Source organism: Variovorax paradoxus (genome assembly GCF_009498455.1).
In the GTDB taxonomy this organism is placed as follows: Bacteria; Pseudomonadota; Gammaproteobacteria; order Burkholderiales; family Burkholderiaceae_C; genus Variovorax; species Variovorax paradoxus_H.
In genome coordinates this window covers 4,837,263-4,850,637 of the sequence record NZ_CP045644.1, presented here as the reverse complement: position 1 = coordinate 4,850,637, position 13,375 = coordinate 4,837,263, and the positions used below count along the sequence as shown (strand labels likewise).

Below are 13,375 nucleotides of genomic sequence, written 5' to 3'. Positions count from 1 at the left end.
ACTTTATCTTGACCACCGCCGCGCTCGGCAGCGCGGGGGCATGGACGGGTGCTGCGGCCCAGGCGCAGGCGGCATCGACCGGCAAGCCGGTGATCCTCGTGCTCGGAGATTCGCTGAGCGCAGAGTACGGCCTCAAGCGCGGCGAAGGCTGGGTACCCTTGCTGGAAAAAAGGCTTGCGCAGCAGAAGATCGCAGCCTCGGTGGTCAACGCCAGCATCAGCGGCGACACCAGCTCCGGCGGGCGCGCCCGCTTCCCCGCCCTGCTGGCGCAGCACAAGCCCAGCCACGTGGTGCTGGAGCTCGGCGCCAACGACGCCCTGCGCGGCCTGCCGCTCTCGAACACCGAAGACAACCTGCTGCAGATCACCAAGGCCGCGCAGGCCGCGGGCGCGCGGGTGCTGATCGTCGGCATTCAGGTGCCCCCGAACTACGGCGGCGACTACACGCGGCGCTTCGAGGCTGTGTTCGCGAAGGTGGCGGGCACGACGAAGTCGGCGCTGGTGCCGTTCCTGCTCAAGGGCGTGGCCGATGCGCCCGACGCCATGACGCTGTTCCAGGCCGATCGCATCCACCCGACCGCCGCGGCGCAGCCGCAGATCCTGGACAACGTCTGGCCGGAGCTGCGCAAGCTGCTGCCCAAGTAGCCGCCCTGATCGCGTCTGGCGCGATCAAAGAAAAAGCCGCAGCAGGCCTTCGCCTGCTGCGGCTTTTCTATGTCCGGGGGTGCGGGAAACGGGCAATCACCCGTTCTTGGTCGGCAGCTCGGGCACCGTGGGGGGATCGCGCTCGAGCGATGCCACGTCGGTCTCCGGATCTCCGGGCGCCAGTCCGTCGCTGCTCGGGCTGAGCTTGCGGTTCGCCTTCTCTCGAAGCTTTTCTTCCTTCTTCTTCTTCTTGGCCAGCTCTTTCTGACGCTTCTCGTAGCCGTAATTGGGTGTTGCCACTGCTTTTCCTTCAGGCGAGGCAGTCAGGGTGACTGCGATTCGGCCTACTGTAAGCGATAACGGTGCACCCCCAGCCCGGCGACGGCCCGGGCCCGGCGCTTTGCTTACATCTGCAGCAATGCCTGTTGCAGGTCGGCACGCAGGTCGTCCACGTCTTCCAGGCCGACCGAGAAACGCACCAGGGTGCCCTTGTACGGCCAGCGGGCGACGCTGGCGTCGCGCATCAAACCGATGTCGTAGGGCACGACGAGGCTGATCGGGCCGCCCCACGAATAGCCGAGGCGGAAGAGCTTGAGGCTGTCGCAGAAGCGGTCGACCTGCTCGGTGCTGAAGCGCTCGTCGAACACCACCGAGAACAGGCCCGCGGCGAGGTCGGTGGCGCCGCACAGCGCGCGCCAGTTGGCATGGCCCGGCGAATCCTCGAGCGCAGGATGCAGCACCTGCGCGATCTCTTCACAGCCGTTGAGCCAGCCGGCCAGCTCGCGCGCCGCGCGGTCGTGTGCGCCGTAGCGCAGCGCCATGCTCGGCAGCGAACGCAGCAGCGTTTCGACGTCGCCCACGCCGATGCCGAAGCCCATGCGCATGTGGGTGAGCTTGAGCGCGCGATGCAGCCGCTCGTCGCGCGTGACGACACTGCCCATGAGCACGTCGCCGCCACCGCTCGGGTACTTGGTGAGCGCATGCACCGACACGTCGACGCCCTGCCCCGTGCCGTTGAAATCGAAGGGCGCGAAGGCCAGGCCTGCGCCCCAGGTGTTGTCGAGCGCGGTCATCACGCCGCGCTCGCGGCAGACCTCGGCGAGCGCCGGCAGATTGGGGAACTCCATCGTCACCGAGCCGGCGGCCTCGAGCCACACCAGCCGCGTGCGGTGCGAGAGCTTGGCTTCCAGGTCGGACGGATTCATCGCGTCGTACAGGCGGTGCGTGATGCCGAAGTTCGCAAGCTCGCCGGTGGCCAGCGCCTTGGTGGGGCCGTAGGCGTTGTCGGGAATCAGCACCTCGTCGCCGGTTTTCAGGAACGCGAACGAGACCAGCGAGATCGCGGCCAGTCCGCTCGGCACGAGCAGGCATTCGGTGCCGCCTTCGAGCGTGGCCAGGCGTTCTTCGAGCGTGAAGGTGGTGGGCGTGCCGTGCAGGCCGTAGGTGTAGCCGGCCTTGGTCTTCCAGTCGCGCGCGCGCATGGCGGCGACGTCGGCGAAGAACACGGTCGAGGCCTTGAACACGCCGGGCTGCGGCGCGGCGAAAGTGGCCGGCGGCGTGTAGGGATGGTGGATCAGGGTCGTGGAAGGCTTGCTCATGTGCAGATGCTAGCGCCCCGCGAGGAACCCTTAACGGTCGTGACATTCTCCGTGCGATATCGACGGCCTTGGCCGGATCACCCGCGCATTGCGGATAGAGTTCGGGCTCCGAAAATAAAGGGAGGATTTTCTCGATGCGTCATCTGCTCATCACCCTCACGGCCGCTGCGGCCTTGTCCGCCTGCGGCGGCATGAAGAACCTGGATTCGAACGCGCTCGCGGGCGCCGGCGGCAGCGCCTTCAAGGCCATGTCGCTCACCGACGGCGACGTGCAGGCACTGGCCAACCAGTCGTGCGCCGAGCTCGACAAGAGCTCCAAGGTCGCCCCCGCGACCGATGCCTACAGCAAGCGCCTGGAGCGCGTGCGCCAGGGCCTGCCGACCACCATCGGCGGCCAGCCCGCCAGCTACAAGGTCTACCTCACGACGGACGTGAATGCCTGGGCCATGGGCAACGGCTGCATCCGCGTCTACAGCGGCCTCATGGACCTCATGAACGACGACGAACTGCGCGGCATCATCGGCCACGAGATCGGCCACGTCGCCCTGGGCCACAGCAAGAAGGCCATGCAGACCGCCTACGCCGTGTCGGCCGCGCGCGGCATCGCCGGCGCCACCGGCAATGCGGCGATCACGCAGCTGTCGTCCTCGCAGATCGGCGACTTCGCCGAGAAGCTGGTCAACGCGCAGTTCTCGCAATCGCAGGAAACCGACTCCGACAACTACGCCTTCGACCTGCTGACCACGCAGAAGCTCAAGCGCGAAGGCCTCGTCACCGCGTTCCAGAAGCTGGCCAAGCTCGACGGCGGCAAGAGCTCGATGCTCAGCTCGCACCCGGCCTCCGGCGACCGCGCAGCCAACATCCAGAAGCGCCTCGCAACGAGCAAGTAAGCAGCCCGGGCGAAGCGGGGCCTCGGCGCACAATGCGCCGATGGTCACCCGCCCGCCCTTTCCGGGGCCCGTCGCGCCATGCAGCTGACGCGGCCCCCGTCCCCTCATTTGCGGCCCTTCCTGCGGCTGCTGTGGGCCTCGGCGCCCGAGGGCGAACCCCCAACACGCACCGGCGCGCGCGAACACATGCTGCCCACGGGTGGCATGCACCTCGTCTTCCGGCTTTCAGGGCCGCCGCTGCGGCTCTTCGACGACACCCGCGACCTGCGCGGCCACACGGTCGGCTACGCGATCGTCGGCGGCGCGCGTGCCGCTTTCTACCTGCGCGATGTGTCGGTGGCGACACGCTCGGTCGGCGCGCAATTGCACCCCGGTGCCGCCCGCCTGCTGCTGGGCGCGCCCGAAGACGCGCTGAGTGGCCGCCACACGCCGCTCGACGCGCTGTGGGGCGAGCGCCAGACCGCCGATGCGCTTGAACAGTTGCATGCATCGTGTGACGACCCAGCCCGGCAATTGGACGTATTCGAAGCCTTGCTGACACAGCACCTGGCCGCTGTCGCCCTGCCCCGCACCAGCCCGCGCGGCCTGCACCCGGCCGTGGCCGCCTCGCTCGGGCAGATGACCCATGACACACCCGCGTCGATCGCCACGCTCGTGGCACACAGCGGCTACAGCCACCGGCGCTTCATTGCGCTGTTCCGTGCGTCGATCGGGCTCGCGCCCAAGGAATACGCCCGCGTGATGCGCTTCGACCGTGTGCTGGCGCTGGCCGCCGACGATCCCGCGCGCGCCTGGGCCGACATCGCGTTCGCCGCAGGCTACAGCGACCAGGCGCACCTGAGCCGCGAGTTCTCCACGCTGGCCGGCCTGTCGCCGCAGGCTTGGCGGCAGACAGGCGCGACTTCGCCACGTCATGTGCCGGCCCTCCGTGCGGCAGGTCAAATTCCTTCAAGACGCTAGCGCCGGGGCTGCGCAGAATCGGCGCCACGGCCCCCGTTTCATCACCCGACTCAAGAAAGAAAGGCAGGTCCTTCCATGGCCATCCACGAGCTGTTTCCGTACCTCTGCGTCGACAACGCGGCCGCCGCTGTCGACTTCTATCGCCACGTGTTTGAAGTGAAGGAGATCTTTCGGCTGACCGAGCCCAGCGGCCGCATCGGGCACGTCGAACTCGACTTTCACAACGGCGCGATCCTGATGATCTCGGACGAGTTCGCCGAGTTCAACATCCGCTCGCCCAAGGCGCTGGGCGGCAGCGCCGTGACGCTGCACCTGCACGTGGACGACGCCGACGCGCTGGTCGCGCGCGCGGTCGCCGCGGGGGCCACGCTGGACATGGCACCGCAGGATCAGTTTTATGGGGAGCGTTCCGGCGTCTTCCGCGACCCGTTCGGTCACCGGTGGAACGTGGGTCACAGCATCGAGAAGGTGACGCCGGAGGAAATGCAGCGGCGCTACACCGCGATGTTCGACACCCCCGGCGGCGGCAGCTGCAACTGAGCGCGCCGGCCGGTGGTGCCAGGGCCGGTCGTCAGACCGACCACTTCTCGATCAGCTTCTCGGCGCCGAGCGAGTCGTAGCCCTCGAAGGGCTGGTGGATCCACGGGTTGGTGGCCAGGAACTCGACCGAGTAGTCGGGCGTGAAGGTCGACAACGCCTTGGTCCAGATGACCGCACTGCGCAGCTCGGTGATCGGCTGGTAGTTGTTGCGCAGCATGTCCATCACGGCGTGCAGCGTGTGGCCCGAATCGGCCAGGTCGTCCACCAGCAGCACCTTGCCGGCGATCTCGCCCTTGGGGGTCGTGATGAAGCGGGCGATGTCGAGATGGCCCTGAACCGTGCCGGCGTCGGCGCGGTAGGAGCTGGTCGACATGATCGCCAGCGGCTTGTCGAAGATGCGCGAGAGCACATCGCCCGGACGCATGCCGCCGCGCGCCAGGCACAGGATGGTGTCGAACTCCCAGCCCGACTGGTGCACCTTGATCGCGAGCTTCTCGATCAGGTTGTGGTACTCGTCGTAGCTGACGTAGAGATGCTTGCCGTCTTCGGTCAACATGGTCTGGTTCGTTCCTGTTCAGTCTGCGAGGTAGGGGTGGCGCATCATGATCGTGTGATCGCGATCGGGGCTGGTCGACACCATGTGGATCGGCACGCCGGTGATCTGCTCGATGCGCTGCAGGTACAGGCGCGCATTGACCGGCAGCTTGTCGTGCTGCGTGACACCCACGGTGCTTTCGGTCCAGCCTTCGAGGGTTTCGTAGATCGGCGTGCAGCGCTCGATTTCGTCGGCGCCCATCGGCAGGATGTCGGTGATTTCGCCGTCGAGCTCGTAGCCGGTGCACAGCTCCAGCTTCTCGAGGCCGTCGAGCACGTCGAGCTTGGTGATGCACAGGCCCGACAGGCCGTTGACCTGCGCCGAGCGCTTGAGCAGCGCGGCGTCGAACCAGCCGCAACGGCGGCTGCGGCCGGTGGTCACGCCCTTTTCGGCGCCCACGGTGCTCATGTGATAGCCGGGGGTGCCCGGCGTGGCCCAATCGAGTTCGGTGGGGAACGGACCGCCGCCCACGCGGGTGCAGTAGGCCTTGGTGATGCCGAGCACGTAGTGCAGCATGCCCGGGCCTACGCCCGAACCGGCGGCGGCGTTGCCGGCCACGCAGTTGCTCGAGGTGACGTACGGGTAGGTGCCGTGATCGACGTCGAGCAGCGTGCCCTGTGCGCCTTCGAACAGCAGGTTGGCGCCGGCCTTGTGGGCGTCGTTCAGCTCGCGCGAGACGTCGGCCATCATGGGCTTGAGCAGCGCAGCGTGGCGCATGGCCTCGTCGAACACGGTGTCGTAGTCGATGGCGGGCGCACCCAGCACCTGGGTCAGCACGTGGTTGTGCAGCTCGAGCAGCACGCGCAGCTTGGCCGCGAAGCGCTCGGGGTGCTTCAGGTCCTGCACGCGCAGCGCGCGGCGGGCGATCTTGTCTTCGTAGGCCGGGCCGATGCCGCGGCCGGTGGTGCCGATCTTCTCGATGCCGCCCTTTTCACGGTAGGCCTCGCGCGCGATGTCCAGCGCGGCGTGGAACGGCAGGATCAGCGGGCAGGCCTCGCTGATGCGCAGGCGCGAACGCACCTCGACGCCGGCTTTTTCCAGGCCCTCGATTTCCTCGAAGAGCTTGGCCGCCGACAGCACCACGCCGTTGCCGATGTAGCACTTGACGCCGGGCCGCATGATGCCGCTCGGGATCAGGTGCAGCGCGGTCTTCACGCCGTTGATGACCAGCGTGTGGCCCGCGTTGTGGCCGCCCTGGAAACGGACCACGCCCTGGGCGCTTTCCGTCAGCCAGTCAACCAGCTTGCCCTTGCCTTCGTCGCCCCATTGGGTGCCGACGACGACCACGTTTCTTCCGGTGGTTACGCTCATGCTCGTTCCATTGCTTCAAAAATTCAGATCGCTCGGACATTCCATTGGCCGGCCTGCTCGACGAGCTCACGGTCGCAATGGAATTCATCGATTTCGCTGCCGTGGCCAGGCAGCACGCAGACTACCGTTTCGCCGGCCTTGCGCAATTGGGCAATTGCCTGACGCAGGCCGGCCGCGTCGCTCCAGGGCGCACGGATGGCGGCGCGCAACGGACGCGCCGGCAGCACGCCGACGAGTTCACGCACATCGAGGCTGAAGCCGACGGCCGGACGGTTGCGGCCGAACACGGCGCCTACCTCGTCGTAGCGGCCACCGCGCACCAGCGAATCGGCCGCGCCCGGCACGTAGATGCCGAAACGCATGCCGCTGTAGTAGGCGTAGCCGCGCAGGTCGGCCAGGTCGAAGCTGATCTGGCGCCCTGCCGTGCCGTTCAGGCCATTCAGCCCGGCGGCGAGCTGCTTCAGATCGGCCAGCGCTGTGGTCACGGCGGGCGTGTCCTTCAGGGCCTTGGCGGCCTCGTCGAGCACGGCGACGTCACCGTACAGGCCCACGAGGGCGCGCAGGCCGTCGCGTGAGGCCGCGGGGAAATCCTGGGTGAGCGCCTGCAGCTCGCTCGCGTCCTTGGCGGCCAGCGCGGCGTGCACGCGGGCGATCGCGGCCGCATCGACCGGCACGCCGGCGAACAGCGCGCGCACGATGCGGGCGTCGGCCAGGTCGACGATCACGCCATCGCGCAGGCCGGCGGCGTCGAGGCAATCGAGCGCCAGCAGCAGGGTTTCGGTGTCGGCTTCCAGGCCGGCGTGGCCGTAGATTTCGGCGCCGAACTGCAGCGGCTCGCGGGTGGCATGCGGGCGGTCGGGCCGGGTGTGAACCACCGGGCCGCAGTAGCACAGCCGGGCCACGCCATCACGGTTCAGCAGATGGGCGTCGATGCGCGCCACCTGGGGGGTGGTGTCGGCACGCAGGCCCATGCTGCGACCGGAGAGTTGGTCGACAAGCTTGAAGGTTTGGAGGTCGAGCGCCTCGCCGGTGCCCGAAAGCAGCGACTCCAGGTGCTCGAGCAGCGGCGGCATCACCAGCTCGTAGCCATAGCCACGGGCGGTATCGAGCAGCTGGCGTCGAAGTTCTTCGATGTGGCGCGCCTCGGAGGGCAGCACATCGGCAATGTGATCCGGGAGGACCCAGGCGGACATGGGGATCGGGGGCGTGGTTAAACCGGGATTCTACCGGGCCCGCGCTACCCCAGAACCCAGAGCAGTACCAAACCCAGCAGGATGCTGCAAAGACCGAAGAAACGCAGCTGGCCGTCGCGCAGCTGCAGCAGTTGGCTGAAGCCGCGCCGCCATCCGCCCGGCGAGACGAAAGGCAGGATGCCTTCGATCACCAGGACCAGCGCCAACGCGCTCCAGAAGGTGTCGGCGCTCACGGCTCCAGACAGGAAAACGGAAGAAACGGCTCGCTGTGTTACTTGCGCGCCGCGCCGCCCGAGCCGGAGCTCTGCATGGCGCGGAAGAAGTCCGAGGACGGGTCGAGCACCATCACGTCGCTCTTCTTGTTGAAGCTCTGCTTGTAGGCCTCGAGGCTGCGATAGAACTGGGCGAACTGCGGATCGCGGCCGAAGGCCTCGCTGTAGGTCGCGGCAGCCTGGGCATCGCCCTCGCCCTTGATCTTCTGGGCGTCGCGGTAGGCATTGGCCACGATCACTTCGCGCTGGCGGTCGGCGTCGGCGCGGATCTTTTCGCCTTCGGCCGTGCCGGTGGAACGCAGCTCGTTGGCCACGCGCTTGCGCTCGGCTTCCATGCGGCGGTAGACCGATTCGGTGATGGCTTCCACGTAATCGACGCGGGTGATGCGCACGTCGACCACGTCGACGCCCCAGGGCTTGGCGCCCTTCACGACGGCCAGCACTTCGCGCTGCACGTCGGCCATCAGGGCCTCGCGGCGCACGGAGATCAGGTCGCGCACGGTGCGCTTGTTGATGTTTTCCTGGAAGGCGTTGCGCACCACGCGGTTCAGCTGCATGGCACCCGCGTTCTCGTCGAGACCGACGTTGCGGATGTAGGCCTGCGGGTCGGAAATGCGCCAGCGCACGTACCAGTCGATCACCACGCGTTGCTTTTCAGCGGTGAGCATGGGCTCGGTGTCGAGGCTCGAGAGCGTCAGCAGGCGCTTGTCGATGTACGACACGTTCTGGAACGGCGGCGGCAGCTTGAAGTTGAGGCCGGGCTCGGTGATGACCTGCTTGATCTGGCCGAGGGCATAGACCACGCCGAACTGGCGCTGGTCGACCACGAAGAGGGTCGAGCTCAGCAGCACGAGCAGGACGAGGACCGAGGTGGCGATGAAACCGATTCTGTTCATGTTGTTCCGGGCCTTTCTCAGCGCACGTCGCGGTCACGCGAGCGGCCGTCACGGGCGCGCACGTCGGTGGTGGCGGGAGCCACCGGGATCACCGACGACTGGGCCGGTGCGGTGCCGGCCACGCTGGGGCTGGCGGCGTCCACAGGCGTGGCCGCGTTGCCACCGCCTTGCTGCATCAGCTTGTCGAGCGGCAGGTACAGCAGGTTGGAGCCCTGCTTGCTGTCGACCAGCACCTTGGTCGTGCTGGCGTAGATCTGCTGCATGGCGTCGGTGTACATGCGGTCGCGCGTCACCTGCGGTGCCTTCTGGTACTCGGTCAGCACCGAGCTGAAGCGACCCGCGTCACCCTGTGCCTGCGCGACGATCCGCGCCTTGTAGGCCTCGGATTCTTCCTTCAGGCGCGACGAGGTACCGGTGGCCAGCGGCACGACGTTGTTAGCGTAAGCCTCGGCGTCGTTCTTGGCGCGTTCGCGCTCCTGGCCGGCCTTGAGCACGTCGTCGAAGGCGGCCTGCACCTGCTCGGGCGGACGCACGCCGCCCTGCTGCAGGTTGATGCCGACAACTTCGACACCGACCTTGTAGCGGTCGAGGATGGTCTGCATCAGTGCGCGCACGCGGGGTGCGATCTGGTCGCGTTCTTCGGCGAGCGCTGCATCCATCTTCATCTTGCCGACCACTTCGCGCACGGAGCTTTCAGCCACCTGCACGATGGTTTCAGCGGGCGACTTGCTCTCGTAGAGCCAGGCGCGCGCGTCGCTCAGGCGGTACTGCACGGCGAACTTGATTTCGACGATGTTCTCGTCTTCGGTCAGCATGGCCGATTCGCGCAGGCCCGTGGAACGCACGATGGCGTCGCGGCCCACGTCGGTGGAACGGATCTGCGTGGTCACCACCACTTCGTGGCGTTGAATGGGGTATGGCAGGCGCCAGTTGAAGCCGGCATTCACCGTCGACTTGTAGCGACCGAACTGCGTGACCACGGCCTGCTGGCCTTCGTTCACGATGAAGAAGCCGGTGCCGAGCCAGATCAGGACCGCCACGGCGGCCACGAGGCCGATGCCGAAGCCGGCATTCTTCATGTCGGGCTTGTAGCCATTGCCGCCACCGCCGCCGGTGCCATTGGGGCGGTTGCCGCCACCCTTGCCGCCGCCGAAGAAACCACCGAGCTTGCGATTGAGGTCGCGCCAGAGTTCGTCGAGGTCGGGCGGGCCCTGGTTGGGGCCCTGGCCGCGCGGGCGATTGCCGTTGCCGTTGTTGTTCTGGTTGCCGCTCGAAGGCGGCGGGATCGGGGCGCCGGGGGGATCGGCATCGGGTGGCCGGTTGCCGGCCGGGCGGTCGCCGTTGGAGGACGGCTCGTCGCCGCGACCCCATCGGCCATCGTTCAGGTTGAACATGCCCAGAAACCCTCTCCGCGCTGGCTTTGCATTCATTCGCTTCGTTCTCGTGTCAGTGGCGGGATTGTGCCCAATCAAGGGGCCGCATCGTGCAATTCAGCGTCCGCCTCAGGGGTCATCGTATCGGCGACGGAACCCGACTGCCGGGCCAGCTCGACCCGCAGCAGCGGCAGGCCTTCACCAGTCTTGGCGCTGAGGAAGATACGGGGAACCTGCACGCCGTCGATTTCCATCTCGTCCTGCAGATGCAGCGGATGTTGCGCGCTTTCAAGGGCGTCGAGCTTGTTGAACACCAGCAATTGCGGCACGTCGCCCGCGCCGATGTCCTGCAGCACCGATTGCACCTCGGCCATCTGCTCGGGATAGTGCGGGTTGGAGGCGTCGATCACGTGCAGCAGCAGGTCGGCATCGACCGCCTCCTGCAAGGTGGCCTTGAACGCATCGACCAGGCCGTGCGGCAGGTCGCGGATGAAGCCCACCGTGTCGGAGATCGACACCTGCCGGCGTGCATCGCCCAGATAGAGATTGCGGGTGGTGGTGTCGAGCGTGGCGAACAGCTGGTCGGCCGCATAGGCGCGGGCCTTGACCATCGCATTGAAGATCGACGACTTGCCCGCGTTGGTGTAGCCGACGAGCGAGATGTTGAAGGTCTCGCGGCGCTCGCGCTGGCGGCGCTGCGTGCTGCGCTGCTTCTGCACCTTGGCAAGGCGCTCGCGCGTGCGCTTGATCGACTCGTTGATCATGCGACGGTCGAGCTCGATCTGCTTTTCGCCGGGGCCGCCGCGCACACCTGCACCGCCGGTCTGGCGCTCCAGGTGGGACCAGCGACGGACCAGCCGCGTGCTCAGGTACTGCAGACGAGCCAGCTCGACCTGAAGCTTGCCTTCGTGCGAACGGGCGCGCTGGGCGAAGATTTCGAGGATGAGGAAGGTGCGGTCGTAGACCGCGACATCGAGCTGGCGTTCGAGGTTGCGCTGCTGCGCAGGGCTCAGCGACTGGTCGAAGATGACCTCGCTCGCCCGGTGCATGGCGGCAAGCTCCTTGATCTCTTCGGCCTTGCCGCTGCCGACGAAAAGCGCCGCATCGGGCGCCTTGCGCTTGCAGGCCAGGCGGGCGACAGGCGTGAGGCCCGCGGTTTGTGCGAGCAGGCCGAGTTCTTCGAGCTCGCTGTCGAAATGGGGCAGCCCGAAATCGACGCCGACGAGAACGGCGGCGCCTTCCTGGCGGGGGATCGAATCAGACAAGCGGAATCAGAATAAGGAAAAAGCGCGGCGGGGTTGCCGCCGCGCTCCGCGCGATCAGGCGGCGGCGTCGTCGTTCTCGTTGGCCGAGAAGTTGACGGCACGACCCGGCACGATGGTGGAAATGGCGTGCTTGTAGACCATTTGCGTCACTGTATTGCGGAGCAACACGACGTATTGATCGAAGGACTCGATCTGGCCTTGCAGCTTGATGCCGTTCACCAAATAAATGGAAACCGGCACATGCTCGCGACGCAAGGTGTTCAGAAACGGGTCTTGCAGAAGTTGCCCTTTATTGCTCACGATATTCTCCGTGTTCAAGAGTAGTTGTTGGAGAGATGACCTTAACACAGGGTTTCTGCGCCGCAGCAATCGGGGTCAAAAGCCTTGAGAAAATAACGGTTCTCAAAAGACGGAACTTCCACTCCTGCTGCGGCTCATCGGCTGCCATCGGCGGCCAAGCGCCCTTACTTGTCCTTGTCCGCAAACGGATTTTGCGAGCTTTTGAACTGGATCCGCAAGGGCGTGCCCACGAGGTCGAATTCCTTGCGGAAACGCCCTTCCAGGAAACGCTTGTAAGCGTCGGTCACGTGCTCCAGCGAATTGCCGTGAATGATGATCACGGGCGGATTCATGCCGCCCTGGTGCGCATAGCGCAGCTTGGGCCGGTACATGCCACCGCGTTGGGGCGCTTGGAATTGCACCGCCTCCAGCAGCAGGCGCGTCAGCACCGGCGTCGACATCTTGCGCGTGGCCGACTTGTGGGCCTGGGCAATGGCCTGCCACACCGGGCCGAGGCCCTGGCGCTTGATGGCCGATATGAAATGCAATGACGCGAATTTCAGGAACGGCAACCGGGTTTCGATTTGCCGCTGGATCTGCTCGCGCTGGTAGCTGTCGACCGCGTCCCACTTGTTGATGGCGATCACCACGGCACGTCCGCTTTCGAGGATGTAGCCGGCAATGTGCGCGTCCTGGTCGGTCACGCCCTGCGTGGCGTCAAGCAGCAACAGCACCACATTGGCCGACTCGATGGCCTGCAGCGTCTTGACCACCGAGAACTTCTCGATCGCCTCGAAGACCTTGCCCTTGCGGCGCAGGCCGGCGGTGTCGATCAGCTCGAAGCGCTGGCCGTTGCGTTCGAACGGCACCGAGATGGCGTCGCGCGTCGTGCCCGGCATGTCGAAGGCCACCAGGCGCTCTTCGCCGAGCCAGGTGTTGATCAGCGTGGACTTGCCGACGTTGGGCCGGCCGGCCACCGCCAGCTTGATCGGCTTGTTGACGTCGTCTTCGTCTTCCTCGTCGTCCGGGTCGGGCAGATTCAGCGGCTCAAGCGCCAGTTCGACCAGGTCGCGCATGCCCTGCCCGTGCGCCGCGGACACGCCGTGCACGTCGCCGAAGCCCAGCTCGTAGAAGTCGACCAGCTTGGTGCCGTCGTGCATGCCCTCGGCCTTGTTGGCCGCCAGCACGCAGGGCTTGCCCAGCCGGCGCAGCTCGTTGGCGATGTCGTGGTCTTGCGCCGAGAGGCCTTCGCGGGCATCGACCACGAAGATCACGACGTCGGCCTCGGCCACGGCCTGCCGCGTCTGCTTGGCCATTTCCTTGTAGATGCCGCTGCCGGCATCGGGCTCGAAACCACCGGTGTCGATCACGATGAACTCGTGCTTGCCCAGGCGGCCGTTGCCGTAATGGCGGTCGCGCGTGAGGCCGGCGAAGTCGGCGACGATGGCGTCGCGCGTCTGGGTCAGGCGGTTGAAGAGCGTCGACTTGCCGACGTTGGGACGGCCGACCAGGGCCACGACCGGCTTCATGGCCGGCCTTTCGATGGCGCGGTTTTCATG

The 13,375-nt window shown here is 66.6% G+C and carries 15 protein-coding genes; 4 read left to right on the top strand and 11 right to left on the bottom strand.

From position 1 onward, the window contains the following. Positions 1–8: 8 nt before the first annotated feature. Positions 9–644 (top strand): arylesterase, encoded by a 636-nt coding sequence (locus tag GFK26_RS22335; RefSeq protein ID WP_228121743.1) that lies wholly within the window; start codon positions 9–11, stop codon positions 642–644. Positions 645–740: 96 nt separating this feature from the next. Here GFK26_RS22335 and GFK26_RS22330 read toward each other — a convergent pair whose 3' ends face one another. Together GFK26_RS22330 and GFK26_RS22325 are read right to left on the bottom strand one after the other, a co-directional pair. Further along, positions 741–944, bottom strand: coding sequence for a hypothetical protein (locus GFK26_RS22330; RefSeq protein ID WP_055796387.1), 204 nt, complete (start codon positions 942–944; stop codon positions 741–743). 104 nt (positions 945–1,048) lie between these two features. Continuing rightward, positions 1,049–2,242, bottom strand: coding sequence for a PLP-dependent transferase (locus GFK26_RS22325; protein ID WP_153283914.1), 1,194 nt, complete (start codon positions 2,240–2,242; stop codon positions 1,049–1,051). A gap of 134 nt (positions 2,243–2,376) precedes the next feature. Here GFK26_RS22325 and GFK26_RS22320 point away from each other — a divergent pair, with 134 nt between their 5' ends. From GFK26_RS22320 to GFK26_RS22310, 3 genes are all read left to right on the top strand, one after another. Next, positions 2,377–3,132, top strand: a complete 756-nt coding sequence (locus GFK26_RS22320) for a M48 family metallopeptidase (protein WP_153283913.1) — start codon at positions 2,377–2,379, stop codon at positions 3,130–3,132. A gap of 78 nt (positions 3,133–3,210) precedes the next feature. Then, positions 3,211–4,092, top strand: coding sequence for a helix-turn-helix domain-containing protein (locus GFK26_RS22315; RefSeq protein WP_153283912.1), 882 nt, complete (start codon positions 3,211–3,213; stop codon positions 4,090–4,092). A gap of 75 nt (positions 4,093–4,167) precedes the next feature. Further along, complete coding sequence (locus GFK26_RS22310; RefSeq protein WP_153283911.1) at positions 4,168–4,632, top strand: VOC family protein; 465 nt, start codon at positions 4,168–4,170, stop codon at positions 4,630–4,632. Positions 4,633–4,663: 31 nt separating this feature from the next. On the opposite strand, the gene GFK26_RS22305 is transcribed toward GFK26_RS22310, so the two are convergent. The 9 genes from GFK26_RS22305 to der form a co-directional block, all read right to left on the bottom strand. After that, entirely contained in the window at positions 4,664–5,188 is a 525-nt protein-coding gene (locus GFK26_RS22305) for a phosphoribosyltransferase (protein WP_153283910.1), read from the bottom strand. Positions 5,189–5,206: 18 nt separating this feature from the next. Next, positions 5,207–6,538, bottom strand: a complete 1,332-nt coding sequence (locus tag GFK26_RS22300) for an adenylosuccinate synthase (RefSeq protein ID WP_153283909.1) — start codon at positions 6,536–6,538, stop codon at positions 5,207–5,209. 23 nt (positions 6,539–6,561) lie between these two features. Beyond that, positions 6,562–7,731 (bottom strand): ATP phosphoribosyltransferase regulatory subunit, encoded by a 1,170-nt coding sequence (locus tag GFK26_RS22295; RefSeq protein WP_153283908.1) that lies wholly within the window; start codon positions 7,729–7,731, stop codon positions 6,562–6,564. 44 nt (positions 7,732–7,775) lie between these two features. Then, on the bottom strand, positions 7,776–7,964 hold the full coding sequence (locus GFK26_RS22290) for a DUF2065 domain-containing protein (protein ID WP_062480756.1): 189 nt from the start codon (positions 7,962–7,964) through the stop codon (positions 7,776–7,778). 38 nt (positions 7,965–8,002) lie between these two features. Next, on the bottom strand, positions 8,003–8,899 hold the full coding sequence (hflC, locus tag GFK26_RS22285) for a protease modulator HflC (protein ID WP_056580103.1): 897 nt from the start codon (positions 8,897–8,899) through the stop codon (positions 8,003–8,005). A gap of 17 nt (positions 8,900–8,916) precedes the next feature. Next, positions 8,917–10,293: an FtsH protease activity modulator HflK gene (hflK, locus tag GFK26_RS22280; protein WP_153283907.1), complete on the bottom strand. Its 1,377-nt coding sequence runs from the start codon at positions 10,291–10,293 to the stop codon at positions 8,917–8,919. A gap of 74 nt (positions 10,294–10,367) precedes the next feature. Then, complete coding sequence (gene hflX / locus GFK26_RS22275) at positions 10,368–11,537, bottom strand: GTPase HflX (RefSeq protein ID WP_153283906.1); 1,170 nt, start codon at positions 11,535–11,537, stop codon at positions 10,368–10,370. Between the two features lie 54 nt (positions 11,538–11,591). Continuing rightward, positions 11,592–11,837 carry an RNA chaperone Hfq gene (gene hfq / locus GFK26_RS22270; RefSeq protein WP_056582504.1) on the bottom strand — a complete coding sequence of 82 codons (246 nt, stop codon included), beginning with the start codon at positions 11,835–11,837 and terminating at the stop codon, positions 11,592–11,594. 164 nt (positions 11,838–12,001) lie between these two features. After that, complete coding sequence (der, locus tag GFK26_RS22265; protein ID WP_153283905.1) at positions 12,002–13,345, bottom strand: ribosome biogenesis GTPase Der; 1,344 nt, start codon at positions 13,343–13,345, stop codon at positions 12,002–12,004. Positions 13,346–13,375: the final 30 nt, after the last annotated feature.